Origin of the sequence: Ureibacillus aquaedulcis, assembly GCF_030418165.1 — a bacterium.
In the GTDB taxonomy this organism is placed as follows: domain Bacteria; phylum Bacillota; class Bacilli; order Bacillales_A; family Planococcaceae; genus Ureibacillus; species Ureibacillus aquaedulcis.
Genome location: NZ_JAUHTQ010000005.1, coordinates 47,805 through 73,451, shown reverse-complemented (window position 1 = coordinate 73,451; position 25,647 = coordinate 47,805). Strand labels below are relative to the sequence as shown.

Here is a 25,647-nt window from a genome sequence, read left to right as displayed (position 1 = left end):
GTAAATGCTGGATATTATATTACTGATTATATTTGCTGCTAGTATACTAGTAGGACTTAAACGTGGCTTCATTGTTCAGGCCATCCATCTTGTTAGTTTTTTTGTCGCACTCATTGTAGCGTATATCTATTATAAACCGCTTGCGGATAAGTTTGTTCTATGGATTCCGTATCCAGGAGTTTCTGAGGATTTATCGATGATGCTGGTCCTCGATTCGTTAAATGTGGACCAAACATTCTATCGAATCATTGCCTTTGCAGTTATTTTCTTTGCTGTAAAAATTGCACTGCAAATTCTTGGTTCCATTTTTGATTTCCTGACTTACTTACCGATCTTGAATTCCGTGAACCGACTACTGGGTGCCATCCTGTGTTTTGTTGAATTCTATTTAATATTATTTATTGCAATGTATGTGATAGCGCTACTTCCTGTAGGGCCGATACAGAATATTATGGATGGTTCCATCATTGCAAAGCTTATGTTAGAGCATACGCCAGTTTTCACAAGCATGGTTCAAGACTGGTGGTATATCTATAAAGAGCAATAAACATATGAGAGAAAGATTATCGTAGGTCGTAGATGATTGATTTTTAAGGAAATGTCCCAAAGCGACTTTTGGGGCATTTCCTTTTTCCACGAACAACGAAAGAATATTGGATGATTCAGTATTTATAGAGGGAGGACTATCATGAATAAAAAAATTGTCATTAAAACACTTGAAAAAATTGCACTGCTTTTAGAACTTCAGGGAGAAAATCCATTTAAAGTCTCGGCATTTCGTAAAGCAGCCAATGCACTTGAATTAGATGAGCGCAGTCTAAGTGAAATTGAAGATATAACGAAACTAAAGGGAATTGGAAAAGGTACGGCATCCGTTATTCATGAACTTATTGAAACCGGTGGGTCCTCTCAATTAAGAGAATTGGAAGAAGCAGTTCCCAAAGGATTAATCCCGTTATTGAAATTGCCGGGTTTAGGCGGGAAAAAATTAGCAAAACTTTATAGTGAGCTTGGCGTGGATAGTGTAGAAAGCTTAAAGGAAGCCTGTGAATCCCATAAAATACAAAAACTAGCCGGTTTCGGGCCAAAATCGGAAGAAAAAATTCTAAAAGAGCTGGAGCACTTCGGGGAACGCAGCGAGAGATTGCCGATTTGGTATTTGCAGGAAATCGTTGAAGAGTTAAATGAATTGCTGAAATCGATCGATGCCATCCAAAAATTCTCTGTTGCTGGAAGTTTCCGCCGCGTTAGTGAAATGAGCAAGGATATCGATTTTATTGTGGCCACGGAACAGCCTATACTGGTAAAGGATCAATTACTTAAAGGGCTTCCTGTAAAGGAAATTGTGGCAGCTGGAGATACAAAGGTGTCTGTTATACTAGAGGCAGAAGATCCAGTAAGTGTTGATTTCCGCCTTGTTGCCCTTAAGGAATACACCACAGCTCTTCATCACTTTACTGGTTCCAAGGACCACAATGTTCGTATGCGTCAATTGGCCAAGGAGCAAGGGAAGAAAATCAGTGAATACGGAGTGGAACAGCCAGATGGTTCCATCGTAACCTTTGATTCGGAAGCAGAGTTTTTTGACCATTTCGGATTGCCTTTCATTCCAACAACGGTCCGCGAATCCGGAAAAGAGTTGGATCGATTGGATGAACTCGATGGACTTGTAAGTTTGGAGCAGATAGTTTCAGATCTGCATATGCATACTACATGGTCCGATGGTGCCCATACTGTAAAGGAAATGGGAGAGGCTTTGATCGACCTTGGTTATACACATGGAGTAATAACGGATCATTCACAATATCTAAAAGTGGCAAATGGCCTTACACCGGAAAGATTAAAAAAGCAACGTATCGAAATAATTGAATTTAATGAAGCACATCCGGATTTCCGCTTATTTGCGGGAACTGAAATGGATATTTTACCGGATGCTTCTTTGGACTTTGATGATGAGGTTTTGAAGGAACTGGATTTCGTGATCGCATCGATTCATTCAAGTTTCTCGCAATCTCAGGACACAATCATGGAAAGACTCCACACAGCTATTCAAAATCCATATGTGCATATGATTGCCCATCCAACAGGACGGATTATTGGGCAACGGGAAGGGTATAATCCAGATATCCCGCAGCTAATTAAATGGGCAGCCCACTATGGCAAAATTTTGGAACTAAATGCCAGCCCGTACCGGTTGGATTTAAGGATTGAGCATTTAATGATGGCAATGGACCACAATGTGCCGATAGCCATCAACACAGATGCACATGCAATTGAACAGCTGGAAGTGATGGAAACCGGTACAAAATATGCTCAAAAAGCATGGTTGAAAAAAGAATTGATTGTTAATACATGGTCATTGCAGCAATTTGAAACTTTTATCAATAAAAACAAGTAAGTTAAATGAACGAATTGATAAGGCAGGAGGTGTTCAGGAGTGATTGCTGAACGCGCATTAAAAACATTGGAATATGATAAAGTTCGTGAGCAAGTTGCAAATTTCTGTACCTCATCATTAGGGAAAAGTGCAATAGAGCAACTTATTCCCGAAACTGATTTTGATACAGTAGTCGAACTTTTGGAAGAAATGGATGAAGGACTTTCTATTTTACGTGTAAAAGGAAATGTACCAATGGGCGGCATTTTTGATGTACGGCCCCAATCCAAGCGAGCGCAAATTGGCGGGATGTTAAGCCCGATGGAACTAATGGAGATAGCAAGTACAATTCGTGCAAGCAGAATTCTTCGTAATTTCCTTGATGACATTGAACAAGAAGATCATATTGCCATACCTCATTTTGTTGAAAGAAAAGAACAAATGCCCATCTTAACGGCATTACAGCATGAAATCAATAATTGCATTGATGATAATGGCGCGGTTTTGGACTCTGCAAGTACTGCATTGCGTTCGATACGACAATCTCTTCGAGCAGAAGAGGCGAAGGTCCGACAAAAATTAGAAAGCTTAACCCGCGGATCCAATGCAACTAAGATGCTTTCGGATGCCATTGTTACAATTCGGAATGACCGTTTTGTTATCCCGGTGAAACAAGAATACCGTGGACATTACGGCGGAATTGTCCATGACCAATCATCTTCGGGCCAAACTCTATTTATCGAACCTGAATCGGTTGTACAAGCAAATAATGAAATCCAACGTCTGAAAGTGAAGGAAAAAGCAGAGATCGAACGCATCCTGCTGGAATTATCGGCAAAAGTCCAAGAAGTTGCACACGATCTCTTTGTCCTGGTACAAATTTTGGGTGATATTGATGTAATCCTTGCTAAAGGCAAGTATGGTCAGGCAAATAAATGTACGAAGCCAAAGATGAATCAAGAAGGATTGATCAGATTAGTAAGAGCTAGGCATCCATTGATTTCAATCGAAGAAGCAGTCCCAAATACGATTGAGTTTGGACAAGATATTACAGCGATTGTCATTACTGGTCCAAATACTGGTGGTAAGACAGTTACCTTAAAGACAGTGGGACTGTGTACATTAATGGCACAGGCAGGGTTACCTGTACCGGCATTGGACGGCTCGGAATTGGCAGTCTTCCATCAGCTATTTGCAGATATCGGCGATGAACAATCCATCGAGCAATCTTTATCGACCTTCTCTTCCCATATGGTCAATATTGTTGAGATTTTGGGTAAATTCGATGAAAGGTCGCTTGTACTTTTTGATGAATTAGGTGCAGGTACGGACCCACAAGAAGGCGCAGCATTAGCGATTTCGATATTGGACGAAGTAGTAGGGCGCGGAGCTCGGGTAATGGCAACGACTCACTATCCAGAATTGAAAGCATATGGCTATAATCGCCCTGGAGTTGTCAATGCGAGTGTAGAATTTGATATAGAGACATTAAGTCCGACCTACCGATTATTAATCGGGGTGCCGGGACGTTCAAATGCTTTCGAGATTTCTAAACGTCTTGGTCTAAAAGATTCCATTATTCAACAAGCCCGCAGCTTTACGGGCTCAGATCGCCATGAAGTGGAATCGATGATTGCTTCATTGGAGGAAAGCAGACGATGTTCCGAACGCGAAGCGGATGAAGCTCATGCATTATTGGAGGAAGCTCAGCAATTGCATGAGCAATTGGAAGAACGGTTAAGAACCTACGATGAAAAGAAAGAAGCATTAGAGAAAAAAGCAAAAGAGAAAGCCCGGAAAATTGTCGATGAAGCGAAGAAGGAATCTGACAAGGTCATTGCAGAGCTTCGTGAAATGCGTGCAAATGCGAGTAAAGTTGTAAAAGAGCATGAATTGATTGAAGCGAAGAAAAAACTGGATGCAGCTGCTCCACAAGAAAATCAGGTCCTTAAAAAACAGGCACAAATTCGTGAACGCGCCCAGAACCTGAAGCTTGGAGACGAGGTAAAAGTACTAAGCTACGGTCAAAAAGGAACGCTGGTGGAAAAAGTATCGGATACTGAATGGGTTGTACAAATCGGCATCCTGAAAATGAAGCTGGAAGAATCGGATCTACAGTATGTAAAGCCGGAAAAAGAAAAACAGACGGTCGTTATGACGAATGTGAAAAATCGCAGTGGCCATGTTAAACTGGAATTGGATTTACGTGGTGAACGCTATGAAGAGGCAATTGCCAGAACGGAAAAATATATTGATGATGCACTTTTGGCGAATTATCCCCGCGTCTCGATTATTCATGGTAAAGGAACCGGAGCTCTAAGACAAGGTATCCAAAACTTCTTGAAAGGGCATAAACGTGTAAAATCTTACCGATACGGTGAGGCTGGAGAAGGTGGATTTGGAGTAACTGTAGTCGAGTTAAAATAACCTATCTTTCATCCAGTGGAAAATTAGCCTAGGACATTTTTGTTCTAGGTAAAATCCATATGATTCATAATGACCCTGCTGGATTTGCCCGGGTAAGATTAGGCACAAAAAATAAGCCAATGCACATTTCAAAGTGAAAAGGGAGTTGACTTTTATGCTGGATTCGAGGTTTTGGCAGCATCCTTTAGTCGAAACAGCCGGTTATTTTAGCGTAGTTGTTCTTTGTTTAATTGTTTCAATGGTGATATTCGAACTGGTGACAAAGTATAAGAACTGGGAAGAAATAAAAAAAGGCAACGTTGCTGTATCACTGGCAACAGGGGGGAAAATACTGGGTATATGCAATATTTTCAGGTATTCCATTGAAAGACATTCAACTTTACTGGAGATGATTGGGTGGGGATTGTACGGATTTACTCTATTAATCTTTGCTTATATATTATTTGAGTTTTTAACCCCCCGCTTTAAAGTCGATGAAGAAATTGCAAATGAAAACCGTTCTGTAGGCTTCATTTCATTTACAATCTCTGTAGGACTTTCCTTTGTCATCGGTGCAAGTATTTCGTAGGAGAACATATATGGAAAAATTAGCAAAAGTATTAATCGTGGTTTGTATATTATTCATCTTAGTGGGCATTTATTATTTAGTAACTTTATGAGCTTTTCCTCACAGTCTGAAAATTTTTTTAATATCGAAGAAAAGGCAAGTAGATAAGTCAAATCTGCTTGCTTTTTTGCATTTTCGTTGTGTCTTAAGCTTATTGAAGATCCAATAAATCTCTAAATATCAGGATTGAAAACTACTAGATATTGCACTTTGATAGTAAATTCACGCATTTTCTAGCAAAATAGCGATAGTTTTATAAAAATAATTTGAAAGGAGAATCTTTTTCCATTATAATGAATTGTAAGAATATTTAAAATGTTGAGCGAAGGGGAGTTGTAAATGACTGAGAAGGTTTGGCTTTCCCAATATCCGAAAGAGATACCTCACAGCATGACCTACGCAAATGTTCCTGTTCAAAGCTTTCTAACCATGGCCTGTGATAATTATCCGAACAAAATAGCGATACATTTTATGGGGAGAGATGTAACGTACAAAGAACTATATGAATCCTCATTAAAATTTGCCAACTATTTAATACGTCTGGGCATTGAAAAAGGGGACCGTGTCGCAATCATGCTTCCTAACTGCCCCCAATCCGTTATCGCCTATTATGGTACGCTATATGCGGGTGGGGTTGTCGTTCAAACAAATCCACTCTATACCGAACGTGAACTCCAATACCAAATGACAGACGCAGGGGTAAAGGTAATCTTGGCTTTGGATATTCTATATCCGCGAATTATGAAAGTGTTGAAGAATACAAAAATTGAAAACGTTATCATTACAGGTATTAAAGATTATTTGCCATTCCCCAAAAATCTTGTCTATCCATTTGTCCAGAAAAAACAATATGGTTTTAGCGTGAAGGTTGAGCATAAGGGTGGGACGCATTTATTTACTGAAGTCTTGCGCACTAGCCGACCGACACCGATTGACTACGGAGAGCTTGATATAGAAAATGAAATAGCGCTTTTACAATATACAGGAGGTACAACGGGCTCTCCAAAGGGAGTAATGCTTTCACATAAAAACCTGATAGCCAATACCAAGATGTGCGATGCCTGGATGTACCAATGTAAAAAAGGAGAAGAAATCATTTTAGGTGTATTGCCATTTTTCCATGTGTATGGAATGACAACGGTACTGCTTTTGTCGGTTATGCAAGGATTTAAAATGGTTTTGCTGCCTAAATTTGATGTGGGGCTTGTCTTGAAAACGATAGAAAAACAAAAACCTACTCTTTTCCCAGGTGCGCCTACCATGTATATCGGCTTGTTAAACCATCCGGAGATCGGAAATTATAATCTATCCTCCATTAAAGCATGCTTGAGCGGCTCTTCACCATTACCGGTTGACGTACAGCAAAAATTCGAGGCAATTACAGGCGGAAAGCTTGTAGAAGGCTATGGATTAACAGAGACATCTCCTGTTACCCACGCTAACTTCATTTGGGAAAATCGGGTAGCAGGTTCGATAGGTGTACCTTGGCCAGATACTGATGCAACCATCATTCGCTCTTCAGACGGTGAGCTTCTGCCTCCAGGTGAAGTGGGGGAAATTGCAGTCAAGGGTCCACAAGTGATGAAAGGTTACTGGAATCGGCCGGAAGATACAGCGATGACTTTTCTTAATGGATGGTTCTTAACCGGCGATTTAGGCTATATGGACAATGAAGGCTATTTTTATGTAGTAGATCGCAAGAAAGATATGATTATCGCGGGGGGCTTCAATATTTATCCGCGTGAAGTCGAAGAAGTGCTTTATGAACATGAAGCGATCCTGGAATGCGTGGTTGCAGGTATACCAGATCCATATCGCGGAGAGACTGTTAAAGCTTACATTGTGCTGCGGGAAGGGAAATCTGCAACGGAAGAAGAGTTGAATAAATATTGCCGTGAAAACTTGGCTGCTTATAAGGTACCCCGTCATTATGAGTTCCGCAAAGAATTGCCGAAGACCGCTGTAGGCAAAATATTAAGACGTGCTTTAGTTGAAGAGGAAAAACAGAAAATGAATTCATTGCAAGCGAAATAATTTCATGCAATGATTGACAGAATCTTTATTAAATTATAATATGAAAATATGAATGAATGACCATTCATATTTTCTTATTTTTTTTAGGCAACACAGTTCGTCTAGAAAAAAGTGAAGGCTAAACACGAAAAGTGTGTCAAAAGCCGAGTTTTTAATGGTGGTGAACAGCATGAAACGAGATAAACCCAAGTATAAACAAATCATCGATGCCGCTGTAATTGCAATAGCAGAAAACGGCTATCATCAAGCACAGATTTCTAAAATTGCAAAGCAGGCTGGAGTTGCAGACGGGACAATCTATTTATATTTCAAAAATAAAGAAGATATTTTGATTTCCGTCTTTCAAGAAAAAATGGGTGTCTTCGTAGAATCTCTACAGGAAATCATTTCAAATGGTGAGTCGTCTACTGAAAAATTATCAAAAATGATTGATAACCATTTTAATGTTTTAGCAAATGATCGCCACCTAGCAACAGTTACGCAACTAGAATTAAGGCAGTCTAACAAAGAAATCAGGTTGAAAATCAACTCCATTTTAAAAGAGTATTTGAAGCTTCTGGATGAGATTCTGATTGAGGGAATGTTAAAGGGAGAGTTCAATTCTACAATGGATGTGAGAATTGCTCGACAGATGGTGTTTGGAACAATCGACGAAACGATTACAAGTTGGGTCATGAACGAGTTCCGATACAATTTAATAGAGACGGCACCTAAAGTAAGAAATATGCTTCTGAATGGTTTAAAAGGTTAGCAAAACAGAGCCTTACATTGGGGCAATAGTTTTTACGGAGCCTTGTTTATCTACTATAGAGTAAATAAGGCTAAACCATTTGGATAAGACCAGTATTTTATTAATTAGATTACCTAAAAGCTAATCATCAAAAGGGGTAGAGGTTAGCCAGATTGTTTAAAGGGAGTGGGAGAATGGAGTTTCTAAGTTTGAAAGTTGAAGAAGGGGTAGCAATTGCAACAATTCAACGACCTCCTGCAAATGCATTATCGCGCGGTTTAATCTTGGAAGTCGATGAAATGCTGAGTGCTGTAGAAAATGATGATGAAATTCGGGTGATTGTTCTTAACGGGGAAGGCCGATTCTTCTCTGCCGGTGCAGACATTAAGGAATTTACCGAGATTTCTTCGGGTGAAGAATTTACTAAACTAGCTTTAGGTGGCCAGAAGGTATTTGAACGGTTAGAAACGTTCTCAAAACCGGTGATTGCAGCCATACATGGAGCTGCTTTAGGTGGCGGCTTAGAGCTAGCAATGGCATGTCATATACGATATGTCTCTGAGGATGCAAAGCTGGGGTTACCAGAGCTCCAACTGGGGTTAATCCCTGGTTTCGCGGGAACACAGCGCTTGCCTCGCTATGTAGGGGTTGCAAAAGCTGCAGAAATGCTCTTTACAAGTGAACCTATTTCTGGAAAGGAAGCGGTTCAGGTAGGCCTTGCAACACGGGCGTTTAATGTAGAGGAACTTCTGCCAAAAACTCTGGAGATTGCTAAAAAGATTGCCCAAAAAAGTCCGGTCACTTTAAAGGCAACGATTGAAATGCTCCAATTCGGTAAACACCAGGCATATTTTGAAGGTGTGAAGGCTGAGGCAGAAAGCTTTGGAACTGTATTCGAATCCGAGGATGCAAAAGAGGGTATTCAAGCATTTCTAGAGAAACGAAAAGCCACATTTACAGGTAAATAATTTGTTATTTTCATAGCTTAGCAGAATAAATCATAGATTGTACAAGCAATCAGATAATCGCAATTGGGAGGTTAGTGAAAATGAATATTTTTGTATTGGTTAAACGAACATTTGACACAGAAGAGAAAATTGTTATTTCAAATGGCAAGATCCAGGAAGATGGTGCTGAATTTATCATCAACCCATATGATGAATATGCTATAGAGGAAGCAATTCAGGTTCGTGATGCAAAGGGTGGAAAAGTAACAGTTTTAACAATCGGCGGGGAAGACGCTGAAAAACAACTTAGAACCGCTTTAGCAATGGGTGCAGATGAAGCAGTTCTTATCAATACGGAAGATGATTTGGATGAATTAGATCAATATTCTGCCGCTTATATTCTAGCAGAATATTTAAAAGATAAAGAAGTTGACTTAATTTTAGCTGGTAATGTAGCGATCGATGGCGGTACTGGCCAAGTTGGACCGCGAGTTGCAGATTTACTGGGCATCAACTACGTAACAACAATTACAGACTTGGAAATCGATGGTACAAATGTAAAGATTGTTCGTGATATTGAAGGGGATTCTGAGATTATCGAAACTTCTTTACCGTTGTTAGTAACAGCTCAGCAAGGGTTGAATGAACCACGTTACCCATCGCTGCCAGGGATTATGAAAGCGAAAAAGAAACCGCTTGCAGAGCTTGAGCTAGATGATTTAGATATCGATGAGGATGATGTAGAAGTAAAAATAGAAATTGTGGATATTTATCTACCACCTCAAAAAGCAGCTGGTCGTGTATTAGAAGGAGAACTTTCACAACAAGTGAAGGAACTTGTGAACTTACTTCATTCAGAGGCAAAAGTAGTCTAAATAAACAAAGACGGTAACGGAGGGATTTCAAATGGCAAACAAAGTATTAGTATTAGGCGAAGTACGTGAGGGTGCTTTACGTAATGTTTCATTTGAAGCAATCGCTGCAGCAAAGCAAATTGCTGATGGTGAAGTTGTAGGAGTATTGCTTGGAGATAGTGTTGCAAATCTTGCAGGCGAGTTAATTGCTTATGGTGCGGATCGAGTAGTAACAGTCGAGCATCCCCATTTAAAATCATATACATCAGATGGCTATAGCCAAGCATTCTTGGCAGTCTGCGAGCAAGAAAAACCGGAAGGCATAATACTTGGCCATACATCTTTAGGAAAAGATTTGTCTCCTAAATTAGCTTCAAGACTGAATTCCGGTCTAATTTCGGATGTTACTGAAATTGAAGGGGCCGGAGAGGATGCAGTTTTCATTCGCCCAATCTACTCTGGCAAAGCATTTGAAAAAGTAAAAATTAAAGAAGGCATTGTATTTGCGACAATTCGTCCCAACAATATTAAACCTTTAGAGAAAAATGCAAGTCTTACTGGTGACGTAGCATCAATCTCCGTAGACGTTCAAAATTTACGTACAATCATTAAAGACGTTGTTCGTAAAGCATCTACGGGTGTAGATTTATCGGAAGCGAAAATTGTAGTGGCCGGGGGACGTGGCGTAAAATCAGCAGAAGGTTTCGAACCCTTAAAAGAACTTGCCAACCTGCTTGGCGGGGCAGTAGGTGCATCGCGTGGTGCATGCGACGCTGACTATTGTGATTATTCACTGCAAATCGGTCAAACTGGTAAAGTTGTTACTCCCGACCTTTATATTGCGGCGGGAATTTCCGGAGCAATCCAGCATTTAGCAGGAATGTCCAATTCGAAAGTAATTGTTGCCATTAATAAAGATCCAGAAGCCAACATCTTCAAGGTAGCGGACTATGGGATTGTTGGGGACCTATTCGAAGTAGTTCCTATGCTAATTGAAGAGTTTAAAGCGCTAAAAGTAAACTCATAATTGAATGAATTCACAAGACCTCGCCAAAATATTGGGGAGGTTTTTGCATGGATTCGGACGCCCAAAGTTCTGGTTTGCGTCATTTAAATTTCATTATCGTTTACTATTTCACCATCAAGATTATAAAAGAATTGTAAATTTTATGTATCATTTTCAGTTCACTTTACTACCTCAATTATTTCTATCATGATATACTACATTCAGATGTTAGATTTAAGGAGGCAATAAAAATGGCAATTGTTCATGTAACAGATCAAAACTTTTCAGAAGAAATCGCTTCAGGCGTTGTATTAGTAGATTTTTGGGCTACTTGGTGTGGACCATGTAAAATGATCGCTCCAGTATTGGAAGAAATCGATGCAGAAATCGGCGACCAAGTGAAAATCGCTAAACTTGATGTAGACAATAACCAAGCAACTGCTGCTGAATACCAAGTAATGTCAATTCCTACATTACTGTTATTCAAAGACGGCGAGCTAAAAGCTAAAACAGTTGGTTTCCAACCGAAAGAAGCTTTAATCGAATTCATCAACGAAAACCAATAAGAGAGTGTCCCAAAAGTTTTAGTACTTTTGGGATATTTTTTGTTTTGCATTTTTGAAGTTTAATGATTGCTTATAAAGATTCTAATTTAGTGATCTTTGGGTGAGCGGGTCTTCGGGGCCAACAAGGGAACAATGCGACAGAACGTCCGCGTTTTTGCCCCGGCTTATGTAAAGGCCCGCTTAATTATCTTCTTTCTAGATATATTGCGCAGCTTACATAGTAGGCTGCGTTTTCTCTAAACTACTCAATTTTCTGTATGTAAACAGAAAGCATAAATTTGATTTGCAATAAGCTGAGAAACAAGTTTTCAATCGCCTAAACCTCTTTAAATCCATTATAATATTAAAAAAAGCTCGTAAGGGTGAGATAGATGAATGAAACGATTCAAAATAAATTAGCCATTCTGCCGGATGAGCCGGGCTGCTATTTAATGAAAGATCGTCAGGGCACCATTATTTATGTGGGGAAAGCCAAAGTGCTGAAAAACCGCGTTCGTTCTTACTTTAATAGTTCGCATGATGGCAAAACACAACGACTAGTCAGTGAAATCGTAGACTTTGAATATATCGTGACCTCTAGTGATTTAGAGGCGTTAATATTGGAATTGAACCTTATCAAGTTGCATGACCCGAAGTATAACGTGATGTTGAAGGATGATAAAACTTATCCATATATCAAAATTACCAATGAAAAGTATCCACGCATTTTAATAACTCGCAAAGTAAAAAAGGATAAGGCCAAATATTTCGGTCCATATCCCAATGCCTATGCAGCAACGGAAACACGAAAGCTGCTTGACCGATTGTACCCATTAAGGAAATGTATACGACTTCCTGACCGGGTTTGCTTGTATTACCATCTAGGTCAATGTTTGGCACCATGTGTAAAAGAGATTGAGACCGATGTTTACGGTGAAATGATTGAAGAAATTACGAAGTTTCTAAATGGCGGGTTTGAGGATGTTAAATTGGATATCGAGAAGAAGATGCTGGATGCAGCCGAAAATCTGGAATTTGAACGTGCAAAAGAATTCCGGGATCAAATCACCCATATTGAAACGGTTATGCAAAAACAGAAGATGATTACTGGAGATTTATCAAACCGTGATGTATTTGGTTATGCCGTAGAAAAAGGGTGGATGTGTGTTCAAGTATTCTTTGTCCGACAAGGAAAATTGATTGAACGGGACGTATCCATCTTCCCAATCTACCGGGATTCGGAAGAAGAATTCCTCACATTTGTCGGTCGCTTCTATGATATCCCGGAACATATCAAACCAAAGGAAATTTTCATTCCTTCACAGATTGATAAAGCACTTTTAGAAAAGTATCTGGATGTAAATGTCATCACTCCGAAGCGTGGTTCGAAAAAGGAACTCGTTGACTTGGCGATGAAAAATGCCCAAATTGGAATCCGCGAGAAATTCCAGCTAATTGAACGCCAGGAAGAGCGGACAGTCGGTGCTTGTGAAGAGCTGGGAGATGCAATGAATATAGCAGCACCCCTTCGAATCGAAGCATTCGATAATAGTCATATGCATGGAACGGATGCTGTATCGGCAATGGTTGTTTTTGTTGATGGGAAGCCAGCCAAGAAAGAGTACCGGAAATATAAATTGAGGGAAGCGGCAAAGCATGATGACTATGGAGCGATGCAGGAAGTAATCCGACGCAGGTACACAAGAGTATTAAAAGAAAACCTGCCATTACCGGATTTAATCATAATTGACGGTGGCAAGGGGCAAATGGAAGTTGCAAGGGAAGTGATTGAGGATGAACTTGGCTTATTCATTCCAATTGCAGGGCTTGCCAAAAATGAAAAGCATAATACTTCGCAATTGCTATTTGGCGAACCTCCAGTCCCAATCGAAATGAAAAGAACAAGTGATGGTTTCTACCTCCTGCAAAGAATCCAGGATGAAGTCCATCGCTTCGCTATTACATTCTTGCGTCAACAACATCAAACAAATGCGATTCAGTCTGTATTGGATGAAATTGAAGGCGTTGGACCAAAACGGAAGCAGCAGCTATTAAAGCACTTTGGTTCCGTTAAGAAGATTAAACAATCATCTGTAGAAGAATTGATGGCAGCGCATATTCCAAGTGCAACCGCTCAAGCCATCTACAATCACTTCCACAAAGATACGTTGTCAATGGAATAATTGTATGATAATGTTAATTTAAATTGCTGGAACAGATAAGGTGCAAGTTGCAATAGTAGACTTATCTGCAGGGGAGACAATCCCGCGTAAGGTTGGAGAAAAGGTAACTTGCAGAAGTTACAAGTCCATTGTCTCGATTTAGTTGCTGTTTTGCATTGAAGAAATATAAGATTGTCAGAATCAAACTAGGTTCTGGAGGGCTATCGCTTAACGTTCCGTTACATTGGGTATGTTTTCCAGACAGCTTTTCACGCTTTTGTGAAAAGCTGTTTTTTTAATAAGGTAAAGGATAAGAAACCTTATAGTAAAACGAATTTTCGGAATAGAAAATCTTTTAAAAAGGAGAGGTGTCGATGTCGATAATTGTAGTGAAAATAGACAGTGCAACCCTAACAACACCTGAAAAAATTGAACAAATCTCTGAAAGATTGATCCAACAAAAGAACGGAGGGAACCAAATCGTTGCAGTTGTTCCCCCGATTGAAAACTTGGAGGACAAGTTGCTTCAGTATTCACAGATTTTAGCGGATAATTCTTCGATACGAGAGCAGCATGCACTAACTGCACTCAATGCACAAGCAGCATGCAGCTTGCTCGCGATGTCGATTGAAAAGAAAGGAATAAAAGCTGTTTCATTAAATGGCTGGCAGGCAGGAATTGAAGTGATCAAATCCAACCAAAATGTCTTGATTCAGGGTATTGACCAGGGACATATTATGGAGCATTTGGCTGACGATAAACTGGTAATTGTTGCGGGTTCACAGGGGATTGACCGGAATCGCAACATTCTACTAATGGGCGAGGGTGGTCCGGAAACGACAGCGGTTGCAATCGGGGCAGCAATCAATGCCGAGCAAGTCGAAATCCTGACTATCCAAGATGGGATTTATACAGCGGATCCTTCTGTAGTCAAACAAGCCAGAAAGTTAAATCAGATGACATATGATGAGATGCTTGAACTTTCGAATCTGGGTTCTACATATATTCATCCTCGAGCGGTGGAGTTGGCAAAAATTGTTGAAATGCCATTAGTTGTTCGTTCTAGTACAGAAAACCATGCAGGTACATTGATCAAGGGAGAGGTAGACATGGAGAAAAATTTAATTGTTCGTGGTATAGCATATGAAGCAGACATAATTCGTTTAACAGTTGGTTATGATTCTTATGAACAATCATCCCTTGCTGATATCTTTACAACGCTTGCAGAACACCAGATTGATGTAGATATTATTGTCCAAGCAGTGATTGACGGCGTTAAGCCTACAATCTCATTCTCCATTGCAAAAGAAGATTTTGCAGAAGCTATTAAAGTATTAGAGAAAAATAAAGCTAGGTTAATGTTTAGTTTCGCGGATTTTGAGGTTGGCTTGGCCAAAGTATCGATCGTTGGGGCGGGTATGGTATCAAATCCAGGTGTCGCTGCCCGTATGTTTGATCGTCTGCGTAAAGAGAATATCCTGGTTAAAATGGTTAGTACTTCTGAAATCAAGGTATCTGTTGTCGTTCCACAAGACGAAATGGTTCGTGCAGCGAACGTTTTGCATGATGAGTTTAATCTTGTTGAGATCCTTGCTTAACAATAATGAAAAGCCAATTCTTGTTTAGAAAAGTGTTACAAGAATTGGCTTTCATTATTTATATGGAAGAAACGAGATGAAGAAAAACCATTGGGAAATGCTTTGATAGTTTCTGTTACTGGATTTTCTCTTTTCGATCCCATTTTACCGTAAATGTTATTTGCTGTTGCTTTTCGTTTTTTTCATCATAGCATTCCGTTAAGAAGCCATTGATGGATTGGATCTGTTGGGCAATAAATCCCGCTTCGATCCGAAAAGAGCGATCTGTAATTTTTAATAATTCGACATCATTTGTAAGTTGAAAAACATAGCCATCCTTTTCTTCCTCAGTCAATGTTAAGTTGCCCCACCCGGCATCTTGGAAGAAGGAGATAATTAGTTGGGTATCGGTACATGGGAATTTTCTTGCTAAGTCTTTACCTGCCCAATAGAGCACATCTTTTTCATGTTTTCCAAGAATAGTTGGCAGCAAGTAATCACGCAAAATATCATAACCAAATACTGGAATGGTTTTGTTCTCGTTGGATGTCATTTAAAATTACCTCTTTCTTATTTTTCTTGTTTTAGCGTAAAATAACAAAAACGTTCCGATAACTAGAAATTTTCATCTTAAAATAGAATAAATATCCTTTAAAAGGATGTATAAAAAGTAGGAAGTCACCTTGACGCTTGTAAGACATGGGAGTACAATGAACATGTCATAATATTGTACCATTATGAAATACACAGTCAATGATGGATCGTTTACAAAATGGTGACGATATTGTCAGGTATTTAATAGTACTGAGGGGGGTAAAAGTCTTGTCGAAAAATCATGAGTTTTACTGGAGACGCTTACATTCGCTATTAGGTGTAATTCCTGTAGGTCTGTTTTTAGTGTTCCACTTATCACTGAACTTCACTGCTACTGGTGGGGAAGAAGCTTACAACAATTCAACTGGGATGATGGAATTAATTCCTCATTGGTTACTGTTGATTGTTGAATGGGTTGTAATCTACATACCAATTTTATTCCACGGATTATACGGTCTGTATATTGCATTCACAGCTACACCAAATGTCAACCGCTTTGGAACATTCCGTAACTGGATGTTCGTGCTGCAACGTTTTACAGGAGTATTCCTTGTAATCTTCATTGCTTGGCATATTTTCCAGACACGTATTCAAAAAGCGCTTGGTGCGGATGTAGACTTTAATATGATGGAAGAAATCGTTAACAATCCATTTATGTTAGCGTTTTATATTGTAGGTATCCTATCTGCTACATTCCATTTAGCAAACGGTCTTTGGTCATTCCTAGTGAGCTGGGGCATTACACACTCTGCAAGCTCACAAAAAGTTGCAACATACGTAACAATGATCTTCTTCGTTCTATTAAGTATCGTTGGTGTTGCTGCAATTCTAGCATTCGTATAACTACATTAGTAGAACAACAGAACAGGTTCAGAGCAAATTTAGAGGAGTGAAGAGTAATCATGGCGAAAAGCAAAATCATCGTCGTAGGTGGCGGTTTAGCCGGCTTAATGGCTACGATGAGAGCTGCCGAAGAAGGCACTGAAGTTGAATTATTCTCATTAGTTCCCGTAAAACGTTCACACTCCGTATGTGCGCAAGGCGGGATTAATGGTGCTGTAAATACAAAAGGTGAAGGGGATTCTCCTTGGATTCACTTTGATGATACTGTATATGGTGGGGACTTCTTAGCAAACCAACCACCTGTAAAAGCAATGTGTGATGCCGCTCCTGGTATCATTCACTTATTTGACCGTATGGGTGTTATGTTCAACCGTACTCCTGAAGGTCTTATAGACTTCCGTCGTTTCGGTGGTACATTGATGCACCGTACTGCATTCTCTGGTGCAACAACTGGACAGCAATTACTTTATGCGTTGGACGAGCAAGTTCGACGTTATGAAGTAGATGGATTAGTAACAAAATATGAACACTGGGAATTCCTGGGGGCGGTTCTTGATGACGAAGGCCATTGCCGTGGTATCGTTGCACAAGATATGAAAAATGAAGAGATCAGATCGTTCCGCGCAGACGCTGTAATTATGGCGACAGGTGGCCCTGGTATTATCTTTGGTAAATCAACTAACTCAATCATCAACACTGGTTCTGCAGCATCTATTGTTTACCAACAAGGTGCATCTTATGCAAATGGTGAAATGATCCAAATTCACCCTACAGCGATTCCTGGGGACGACAAAAACCGTCTAATGTCAGAATCTGCGCGTGGTGAAGGAGGTCGTATTTGGACTTACAAAGACGGTAAGCCATGGTACTTCCTTGAAGAAAAGTACCCTGCTTATGGTAACTTGGTACCTCGTGATATCGCAACTCGTGAAATCTTTGACGTTTGTGTAAACCAAAAACTAGGCGTGAACGGAGAAAACGTTGTTTACCTAGATCTTTCACACAAAGATCCACATGAGCTTGATGTTAAACTTGGCGGCATCATCGAAATCTATGAAAAATTCGTAGGAGATGACCCTCGTAAATTACCGATGAAGATCTTCCCTGCAGTTCACTATTCTATGGGTGGATTATGGGTAGATTACGATCAAATGACCGAAATTCCTGGTCTATTTGCAGCAGGTGAATGTGATTACTCACAGCACGGTGCAAACCGTCTGGGTGCGAACTCATTACTGTCGGCGATTTATGGTGGTAGCGTAGCCGGACCAAACGCTGTTAAATATGTTAAAGGCTTAAAGAAACGTGCGGAAGATCTTCCACAATCTATCTTTGACGCTCGCGTACAAGAAGAACAAGAAAAATGGGATGCAATCCTTAAGTTGAATGGAACTGAAAACGCATACTTAATTCACAAAGAGCTTGGTGAATTAATGACTGACAATGTAACAGTTGTACGTTACAATGATCGACTTGAAGCAACTTACAATAAACTTACTGAATTACTGCAACGCTGGGAAAACATTAATATCAATGACACACAGAAATGGAGTAACCAAGGGGCTCACTTCACTCGTCAATTGAAAAACATGTTATACCTTGCACGTGTTATTACTAAAGGCGCACTTTTACGTAACGAGTCTCGTGGAGCGCACTACAAACCAGATTTCCCAGAACGTGATGATGAGAACTTCTTAAAAACAACTATGGCGAAGTTCAATCCACAAACGGGTGAACCTGAAATTTCTTATGCAGAAGTAGACGTTTCCCTAATTCCGCCACGTAAACGTGACTATTCTTCATAAACTTAAGGGAGGTCATTAATCATGACAACGCCAGTAGAAACTGGAAGAACTGTTAAAATGGAAATCCTTCGTCAAGATACTGAAGGTGGCGCAACTCGCTGGGAAAAATTCGAAGTGCCTTATCGCCCTGGTATGAACGTAATCTCGGCTTTAATGGCAATTCAACAAAACCCAGTTACTTCAGATGGGCAAAACACAACTCCAGTAACTTGGGATATGAACTGTCTTGAAGAGGTATGTGGGGCATGTTCTATGGTTATTAATGGTCGTCCACGTCAATCGTGTTCTACATTAATTGACCAATTAGAGCAACCGGTACGTCTGGAGCCAATGAAAACCTTCCCTGTAGTACGCGATTTACAAGTAGATCGCAGCCGTATGTTTAACGCACTTAAAAAAGTTAAAGCATGGGTTCCAATCGATGGAAGCTACGATTTAGGTGAAGGTCCACGTATGCCTGAGCGTAAACGTCAATGGGCTTACGAATTATCAAAATGTATGACTTGTGGTGTATGTATGGAAGCATGTCCGAATGTATCCGAAAAAGCTTCGTTTATCGGGCCAGCACCATTATCACAAGTGCGTTTATTCAACACACACCCAACTGGTGCGATGAATAAAGATGAACGTCTTGCGGAAATCATGGGCGATGGCGGCCTTGCAAACTGCGGTAACTCACAAAACTGTGTAGCTGCATGTCCAAAAGGTATTCCATTGACAACGTCAATTGCAGCACTTAACCGTTCAACAACGGTTCAAATGTTCCGTAACTTCTTCGGTTCAGACAACATGGTTGACTAATATATTATTCGCTTAAAAGTAAGAAGTAAGTAATTTCTTCCTATAGAAAAAGGGTATCTAAGTCATTTTTTTGACTTTTAGATACCCTTTTTGCTTGGTGTTGCATAAGATAGTGCGATATAAAATTCTTCATGCTTTTTTAAAACAAAACTTCTTCTAATATAATTTCTATTCTTCACCCACGAAGGGGAAATGGAGATCTTTGGGATGCTAGTTTGGAGGTCCGCACCTGTTCCATTTATGGGGGCTTTTACCCATAATCTACACCACATACTAAAACAATTCCTTTTTCCGCCGCTATCATTTTTGGTATAATTTAATGAACCGGTATTCATTTTAGAGCTAACTTTTTGAAAAAGAACATGAAAAGCGAGCTAGTTCAACTGTAGCAACTACTTTTACAGTGAAATATCCAATATAAAACTACAGAAAACAAGTGATGGCGGGTTAGGGAGAAAATGGGGAAGGGGTTTTTGAGTATGAAGGCAGCTTATATTGAAGATCCAAAAAAATGGGAGGAAGATTTCAAGTTCTTTGTTGAGGTAACCGTACGATTCTCTGAAACGGATATGTATGGCCATTTAAACAATACAGTGCCATTCGCTTATTTTGAGTATGCACGTATTGAATATCTAAAACATCTCAGTTTCATCGACTGGACCTCAGGACAGATGGCGAAAATTCCTGTTGTTGCAGATTTGCAATGTGATTATTTAAAACAAGTTTATTTTGATGAAACTCTCCGAATCTATGTAAAGGCAGCACGAATTGGAAATTCTTCCATTGATATTCATTATTTAGCAAGAAACGAAAAAGATGAACCTGTGTTTATCGGCAGAGGAACGATTGTGCAAATCGATAAATCTACTGGTAAAGCCATTCCTTGGGATGAAAAAGAAAAATTAATATTGCAAGCGAAATAGTGAAAATGCCCTCACAGCCTTTCAACTCTTATCATACTTTACATAGAAGAGGAGATAGGAGGGTGTTGCCTTATGAATAGCCCGCAGCATCGTTCACTTTTGACGAAAAGAGAACGGGAAATTTTCCAGTTACTTATCTTGGATTATACAACTAAGGATATTTCGCAAAAGTTGGGCATAAGCGAGAAAACGGTGCGTAATCATATTTCAAACACGATTCAGAAACTGGGCGTATCCAGTAGATCACAAGCTTTAATTGAATTGCTGAGGCTAGAAGAATTATCATTACACTGATTGGATGCTTGCTATTTCGCCAAAAACACTTCAAAATAGAGTTATATCTTAGTGTCTAGCATATCTATTTTGTTCCGAGTAATATACACGGATTTCAAAGTCGCTATAGACTGAATTGATTCTTGAGGAGTGACTGCACTAAATGAGGAAGGACGAAAAGCACAGCCACGATACAGTAGCATTTTTAGAAAAAGAATTACGTTTTATTTCACATCTAATAAAACAAAAAGGTAGAGAGATATTAAGCAATTATACGATAACACCTCCACAATTTGTAGCGCTTCAGTGGCTGCATGAATCGGGCGATATGACAATTGGTGAATTATCGAATAAAATGTATTTAGCTTTTAGTACGACAACGGACTTAGTTGACCGTATGGAAAAAAATGAATTAGTAGTGCGGATTCGTGATGAGCAAGACCGCCGAGTTGTACACATTCATTTACTTCAAGAAGGCGAAAGAATTATCGAGGAAGTAATCGAAAAAAGACAAAATTACTTGCAAGATGTGTTGGTAGATTTTGATGAAGCTGAAGTTGAAAGCTTATCAAAGCTGCTGAATAAACTCCATCAACAAATGTAATAGGATTGAGGCGGTTTTTGTGAATGCCCCGATAGGCGTTATTGATTCAGGTGTTGGCGGCTTAACGGTTGCAAAACAAATAATGAAGTTATTACCCAATGAAACGATATATTATATTGGTGATACAGCAAGATGTCCATATGGACCGCGCAACAGACGCGAAGTTTTACACTTTACATGGCAAATGGCTAAAGCATTGGAAAAAATGAATATTAAAATGCTCGTCGTCGCATGTAATACAGCAACTGCGGTAGCGTTGGAAAGTCTGCAGAAGCATCTGTCGATTCCGGTCGTCGGTGTGATAAATGCAGGAGCACGTGCTGCAGAGAAAAAAACAAAAAGAAATGAAATTGTCGTACTTGCAACAGAAGGTACAATAAAAAGTGGAGCATATGAAAATGCTCTACTTTCTTTAAGTACGAAGGCGAAAATAATTCCTCTTGCCTGTCCAACTTTTGTTCCGCTTGTGGAAAGCGGGGAATATGAAGGACAGTTTGCATTCGACTTAGTAGCAAAAGGGTTAAAGCCGCTCGCCGACAAAAAGTTTGATACAGTTATTTTAGGATGTACTCATTATCCAATTATCCAGCATCATATCGAAAAGGTTGTAGGGCCGCATGTAGCAGTACTTTCCTCAGCTGAGGAAACTGCCAAAGAGGTGAAAGATATCCTTGAATATAATCAAGAGCTTTCAACTTCTAAAGGCAACCCGCACCATGTATTCTTTACAACAGGTTCAGTACCGATTTTTCGAATGATTGCAAACAATTGGCTGGAATCGAAAGAGTTAGATATACGACGTATAAATTTATAAACTTATCCATCGATAATATCTCTATCGAAAAATTCTGTTTCCATGCAAACTTATCAAAAAGCCCAAAAGTAGGCACTTCCTGCTTTTGGGCTTTTTTGGGGGGATTTTTTATAAATTGTTTGGGAATTGTGCAAGGGCACGCACACAAACAGTTCTCCGCGCTACAGCACTCGAAAAGAGTCATAAATTATGGTAAGATGGGTAGCGCGAAACAACGAGGAGGATATTTATGACAAGACATGATGGACGAGCTGTAGAACAATTAAGACCTGTTTCAATTGAACCAAACTATTTAATGCATCCAGAAGGCTCTGTATTAATTCAAGTGGGCAATACGAAGGTTATTTGTACAGCAACAGTAGATGACCGAGTACCCGGCTTCCTGCGCGGCCAAGGAAAAGGATGGATTACTGCTGAATATTCAATGCTTCCAAGAGCAACAGCAGACCGAACACAACGTGATTCTTCTCGCGGAAAATTAAATGGACGTACGATGGAAATTCAGCGTTTAATCGGACGAGCATTACGTGCTATCGTCGATTTAGAGGCACTTGGGGAAAAAACAATCTGGATTGACTGTGATGTGATTCAAGCGGATGGCGGAACTCGCACTGCTTCAATTACAGGAGCTTTTGTCGCATTAACCCAGGCACTAGCCAAAATTCATGAAGCTAAACCATTTGCGAAGTTCCCGATTGTCGACTATTTGGCTGCAACAAGTGTAGGCTTTGTGGATGAAATTGGTGCAGTATTGGACCTGGATTATGTCGAAGATTCTTCTGCAGCGGTGGACATGAATCTCGTAATGACAGGCAGCGGCCGTTTTGTTGAAATCCAGGGAACAGGCGAAGAAGCAACATTTTCCCGAAGTGAACTAAATGAATTATTGGATTTAGGCGAAAAGGGGATCCATGAATTAATTGCCATTCAAACATCCGTGCTGGGTGAAGCAGCAGCACTAGTGCGGACTGTAAAGGAGGAAGCGTAATGAAACAAGTCGTGATTGCAACAAAAAATAAAGGTAAAGCGAAAGATTTCGAAGCACTGTTTTCTCCATTAGGCTATGAAGTCGTAACAATGTTTGAAGTAGCCCCTGATATGGAAATAGAAGAGACAGGGAAGACCTTTGAGGAAAATGCAATCCTAAAGGCAGAAACCCTCTCTCGTCAGCTTGGAAAGGTAGTCATTGCAGATGATAGCGGATTAGCGGTAGATGCCCTTAACGGCGAACCTGGCGTGTATTCAGCGCGTTATGCAGGCGACCACGACGATGAAGCCAATATTGTAAAAGTACTCGAGAAATTAGAGGGTGTTCCTGAATCGGAGCGTACGGCACGTTTTTGCTGTGCATTAGCCATTGCGGGCCCAGGAATGGAGACTTATACGGTATTTGGTACGTGTGAAGGAGTAATTTTGCATGAGAAACGCGGAGTAAACGGATTCGGATACGACCCAATCTTCTTCGTACCACAATTAGATCGTGCAATGGCGGAATTAACGCCTGATGAAAAAGGAGCCATTTCCCACCGAGGCAATGCAATTCGTAAATTGGCGGAAGAACTGCCGAATTTGATGAAATAGGGTTTTTTGAATGTGGACCAAGTAATTATGGAACTAGAATTTATGGGTTTTGTTGAAATGTCCGGTAAATTTAGGAAAGTGTCCGGTAAAATGTAATTTCTGTCCTGTAAAATCGAAAAAGTGTCCGATAAATATCAAGTTTTGTCTGATATAATTAAATTGCCCATAACATTTCAATCTGGTCCAGTATTTTTGAAGAACGTTGGTAACTTATATGAGTAATCAATTTCCTAAAAATACTGGACATCTTTTATTAAGTGGAGGTGTATGTCGTGAAATTATTAGTAATGAGTGATACCCACGGGGATGCAGAGGTTATTAAACGAGTTCGTGAAGCAAATAAAAATGTAGAAGCCATCATCCATTGTGGAGACAGTGAGCTAGCATTTGATCATCCCTATTTAGAAGGGGTTAGAAAAGTGCGGGGCAATTGCGATGAAGATGATCGATTCCCGAATGAGGATTTATTCGAAGTTGAAGGGCTGAAAGTATTTGTTGCCCACGGACATCTATTGAATGTAAAAACGACAATCATGAATCTACTTTACCGTGCAAAAGAAGTGGAGGCAAAAGCAGCCTTCTTTGGCCATTCCCATGTGTTAGGAGCAGAACTGGTGGACAACATGTTATTCGTGAATCCAGGGAGTTTGCTGAAACCGCGCGGCATTGCTGAAAAAAGTTATGCAGTTGTGGAATTTACGAATCATAAGTGGAAGGTCACAGCATATACTGATAAAGGTGTAGAAATCTTTACAAATACTTATGAATTAACCGAGTAATACTAGATACGGAAAAATTTATAAACAAATAAAAAATTATTTTATAAATACCGTTGACTTTTCTTATTATTAAGCCTATAATAATAATTGTCTTTCAGGTAATTAACTTGATTGCGAAATGTCTCAGTAGCTCAGCCGGATAGAGCATACGCCTTCTAAGCGTACGGTCGGGGGTTCGAATCCCTCCTGGGACGTCATAAAAACGTACACGAACCATTGATACATAAGGGTTTGTGAGAAATTAGGGATTCGGTCGGGGCTTCGGTCATCGATGCAGAATCCCTTTTTTATTACCCTCAAAAAATTACGATAAAATAGACACGAAATTATCTTCCAATTCAAATGAATGGAGGATTTTTTTATTATGACAAAAAAATCGGGTCTCTTTAATATTGATTTTGACCTAGAAGGAATTGAAATCATCCCACAGAAATCAAATGCAAAAGTAAATCATTCAAAAAAAGTTGAAGATGCCTTATGTATCATTCTTCAACAGATGCAAACGAGCGGGTACAGAACACGTACAATGAAGGATTATGAAACCATTGTCCTAAATTTCCAAAAAGTAACGAATATAGAGTATGTAGACGAAGTGAAGACAGAGACAATCTATGAATGGCTAGAATCCATGCAAGTGACCAACCAAACGAAACTTACACGTTTAAAGGCACTCAAATCATTTTTAAGTAAATGCTATAACAATGGGTGGTACAACAGTAAGTTTTGGCAAACTATTAATGTAAAAGTCGATAAGAAGGTTAAGAAGGGTGCGAAACCAAATGATATACAAGTTTTGCTGTCTTTAATCGATAGTAGTACATTTATAGGGCTAAGAGATGCCACTGCAATTCTTACTATGTACAAGACTGGAATTCGAATCAATACATTGGGGTTATTAGAGGAACACCATGTTGATTTTGAAAACAAACAACTCGTTTTAGATGGCTCAATTTTAAAGAATCATCAATTATTAAAATTGCCTATTGACGAGCAGCTTATAGGTTTATACAAAATATTGATTAAACAGAATCGTAAAATTAGAGCATATTACAAAGAGTCGAACACAAGTGTTTTTATATCCAATGTGGGAACTACATTAAATACTAAATCAACGAATAATGCAATTTCGAAGCAACTAACCAAGTACAGTAAAAAGTTCGGCTTAGAGAATATGAATCCTCATGCTATTAGAAGGGCGTATGCGAAGAACTTACTTAATAAGGGTGCTAGCATTGCTCTTATCAGTAAAGCTTTGGGACACCAATCCCTTGATACGACTACACTATACTTGGATTTAGATGTAGAAGAAGTGGCGAAGGATTTGAGAGAATACTTGTAAATAGTAAAGATTTCATAAGGTTGTC

Annotated in this window: 24 protein-coding genes, 1 tRNA gene and 1 riboswitch; of the genes, 24 read left to right on the top strand and 1 reads right to left on the bottom strand. The window is 39.6% G+C overall.

Features of this window, described 5'->3' with window-relative positions; all coding sequences use genetic code 11:
- Positions 1 to 4 precede the first annotated feature (4 nt).
- From QYB95_RS08745 to QYB95_RS08690, 12 genes are all read left to right on the top strand, one after another.
- Entirely contained in the window at positions 5 to 547 is a 543-nt protein-coding gene (locus tag QYB95_RS08745) for a CvpA family protein (protein WP_301137962.1), read from the top strand.
- Between the two features lie 141 nt (positions 548 to 688).
- Complete coding sequence (gene polX / locus QYB95_RS08740; RefSeq protein ID WP_301137961.1) at positions 689 to 2,398, top strand: DNA polymerase/3'-5' exonuclease PolX; 1,710 nt, start codon at positions 689 to 691, stop codon at positions 2,396 to 2,398.
- A 39-nt stretch (positions 2,399 to 2,437) separates the two neighbouring features.
- Positions 2,438 to 4,804, top strand: a complete 2,367-nt coding sequence (locus QYB95_RS08735) for an endonuclease MutS2 (protein WP_301137960.1) — start codon at positions 2,438 to 2,440, stop codon at positions 4,802 to 4,804.
- 154 nt (positions 4,805 to 4,958) lie between these two features.
- The gene (locus tag QYB95_RS08730) at positions 4,959 to 5,372 is read left to right on the top strand and encodes a DUF350 domain-containing protein (protein ID WP_301137959.1); all 414 of its coding nucleotides are present in this window, start codon (positions 4,959 to 4,961) and stop codon (positions 5,370 to 5,372) included.
- 378 nt (positions 5,373 to 5,750) lie between these two features.
- Positions 5,751 to 7,445: a long-chain-fatty-acid--CoA ligase gene (locus QYB95_RS08725; RefSeq protein ID WP_301137958.1), complete on the top strand. Its 1,695-nt coding sequence runs from the start codon at positions 5,751 to 5,753 to the stop codon at positions 7,443 to 7,445.
- A gap of 169 nt (positions 7,446 to 7,614) precedes the next feature.
- Positions 7,615 to 8,196: a fatty acid metabolism transcriptional regulator FadR gene (gene fadR, locus QYB95_RS08720; RefSeq protein WP_301137957.1), complete on the top strand. Its 582-nt coding sequence runs from the start codon at positions 7,615 to 7,617 to the stop codon at positions 8,194 to 8,196.
- Between the two features lie 173 nt (positions 8,197 to 8,369).
- Positions 8,370 to 9,143, top strand: a complete 774-nt coding sequence (locus QYB95_RS08715) for an enoyl-CoA hydratase (RefSeq protein WP_301137956.1) — start codon at positions 8,370 to 8,372, stop codon at positions 9,141 to 9,143.
- 80 nt (positions 9,144 to 9,223) lie between these two features.
- Positions 9,224 to 9,997: an electron transfer flavoprotein subunit beta/FixA family protein gene (locus QYB95_RS08710; protein ID WP_301137955.1), complete on the top strand. Its 774-nt coding sequence runs from the start codon at positions 9,224 to 9,226 to the stop codon at positions 9,995 to 9,997.
- A gap of 31 nt (positions 9,998 to 10,028) precedes the next feature.
- Positions 10,029 to 11,003: an electron transfer flavoprotein subunit alpha/FixB family protein gene (locus QYB95_RS08705; protein ID WP_301137954.1), complete on the top strand. Its 975-nt coding sequence runs from the start codon at positions 10,029 to 10,031 to the stop codon at positions 11,001 to 11,003.
- 191 nt (positions 11,004 to 11,194) lie between these two features.
- Positions 11,195 to 11,548: a thioredoxin gene (gene trxA / locus QYB95_RS08700; RefSeq protein WP_301138090.1), complete on the top strand. Its 354-nt coding sequence runs from the start codon at positions 11,195 to 11,197 to the stop codon at positions 11,546 to 11,548.
- A 371-nt stretch (positions 11,549 to 11,919) separates the two neighbouring features.
- A complete protein-coding gene (gene uvrC, locus QYB95_RS08695) occupies positions 11,920 to 13,710 on the top strand; it encodes an excinuclease ABC subunit UvrC (protein ID WP_301137953.1) in 1,791 nt (596 codons plus the stop codon).
- A 28-nt stretch (positions 13,711 to 13,738) separates the two neighbouring features.
- A riboswitch (Lysine riboswitch) is annotated at positions 13,739 to 13,921 on the top strand.
- 142 nt (positions 13,922 to 14,063) lie between these two features.
- Entirely contained in the window at positions 14,064 to 15,287 is a 1,224-nt protein-coding gene (locus QYB95_RS08690; protein WP_301137952.1) for an aspartate kinase, read from the top strand.
- A 115-nt stretch (positions 15,288 to 15,402) separates the two neighbouring features.
- Here the strand turns inward: QYB95_RS08690 and QYB95_RS08685 are convergent, their stop codons facing one another.
- Positions 15,403 to 15,819 carry a YslB family protein gene (locus QYB95_RS08685; protein WP_301137951.1) on the bottom strand — a complete coding sequence of 139 codons (417 nt, stop codon included), beginning with the start codon at positions 15,817 to 15,819 and terminating at the stop codon, positions 15,403 to 15,405.
- Positions 15,820 to 16,088: 269 nt separating this feature from the next.
- On the opposite strand from QYB95_RS08685, the gene QYB95_RS08680 reads away from it, so the two are divergent.
- The 12 genes from QYB95_RS08680 to QYB95_RS08625 all read left to right on the top strand — a co-directional run bounded on the left by QYB95_RS08680 (position 16,089) and on the right by QYB95_RS08625 (position 25,622).
- Positions 16,089 to 16,703 (top strand): succinate dehydrogenase cytochrome b558 subunit, encoded by a 615-nt coding sequence (locus QYB95_RS08680; RefSeq protein WP_301137950.1) that lies wholly within the window; start codon positions 16,089 to 16,091, stop codon positions 16,701 to 16,703.
- Between the two features lie 59 nt (positions 16,704 to 16,762).
- Positions 16,763 to 18,508 (top strand): succinate dehydrogenase flavoprotein subunit, encoded by a 1,746-nt coding sequence (gene sdhA, locus QYB95_RS08675; RefSeq protein ID WP_301137949.1) that lies wholly within the window; start codon positions 16,763 to 16,765, stop codon positions 18,506 to 18,508.
- 21 nt (positions 18,509 to 18,529) lie between these two features.
- Positions 18,530 to 19,309: a succinate dehydrogenase iron-sulfur subunit gene (gene sdhB, locus QYB95_RS08670; RefSeq protein ID WP_301137948.1), complete on the top strand. Its 780-nt coding sequence runs from the start codon at positions 18,530 to 18,532 to the stop codon at positions 19,307 to 19,309.
- Between the two features lie 479 nt (positions 19,310 to 19,788).
- Positions 19,789 to 20,232 carry an acyl-CoA thioesterase gene (locus QYB95_RS08665; protein ID WP_301137947.1) on the top strand — a complete coding sequence of 148 codons (444 nt, stop codon included), beginning with the start codon at positions 19,789 to 19,791 and terminating at the stop codon, positions 20,230 to 20,232.
- A gap of 72 nt (positions 20,233 to 20,304) precedes the next feature.
- Entirely contained in the window at positions 20,305 to 20,526 is a 222-nt protein-coding gene (locus QYB95_RS08660) for a helix-turn-helix domain-containing protein (protein WP_301137946.1), read from the top strand.
- A 142-nt stretch (positions 20,527 to 20,668) separates the two neighbouring features.
- Positions 20,669 to 21,109 (top strand): MarR family winged helix-turn-helix transcriptional regulator, encoded by a 441-nt coding sequence (locus tag QYB95_RS08655; protein ID WP_301137945.1) that lies wholly within the window; start codon positions 20,669 to 20,671, stop codon positions 21,107 to 21,109.
- Between the two features lie 19 nt (positions 21,110 to 21,128).
- On the top strand, positions 21,129 to 21,923 hold the full coding sequence (gene racE / locus QYB95_RS08650; protein ID WP_301137944.1) for a glutamate racemase: 795 nt from the start codon (positions 21,129 to 21,131) through the stop codon (positions 21,921 to 21,923).
- A gap of 229 nt (positions 21,924 to 22,152) precedes the next feature.
- Positions 22,153 to 22,911 (top strand): ribonuclease PH, encoded by a 759-nt coding sequence (rph, locus tag QYB95_RS08645; RefSeq protein ID WP_301137943.1) that lies wholly within the window; start codon positions 22,153 to 22,155, stop codon positions 22,909 to 22,911.
- Positions 22,911 to 23,504: an XTP/dITP diphosphatase gene (locus QYB95_RS08640; protein WP_301137942.1), complete on the top strand. Its 594-nt coding sequence runs from the start codon at positions 22,911 to 22,913 to the stop codon at positions 23,502 to 23,504. Before rph ends, QYB95_RS08640 begins: the two co-directional genes overlap by 1 nt.
- Before the next feature lie 272 nt (positions 23,505 to 23,776).
- Positions 23,777 to 24,283: a metallophosphoesterase gene (locus QYB95_RS08635; protein ID WP_301137941.1), complete on the top strand. Its 507-nt coding sequence runs from the start codon at positions 23,777 to 23,779 to the stop codon at positions 24,281 to 24,283.
- Positions 24,284 to 24,403: 120 nt separating this feature from the next.
- Positions 24,404 to 24,477 (top strand) — tRNA-Arg (locus tag QYB95_RS08630).
- Positions 24,478 to 24,647: 170 nt separating this feature from the next.
- A complete protein-coding gene (locus QYB95_RS08625) occupies positions 24,648 to 25,622 on the top strand; it encodes a tyrosine-type recombinase/integrase (RefSeq protein WP_301137940.1) in 975 nt (324 codons plus the stop codon).
- Positions 25,623 to 25,647: the final 25 nt, after the last annotated feature.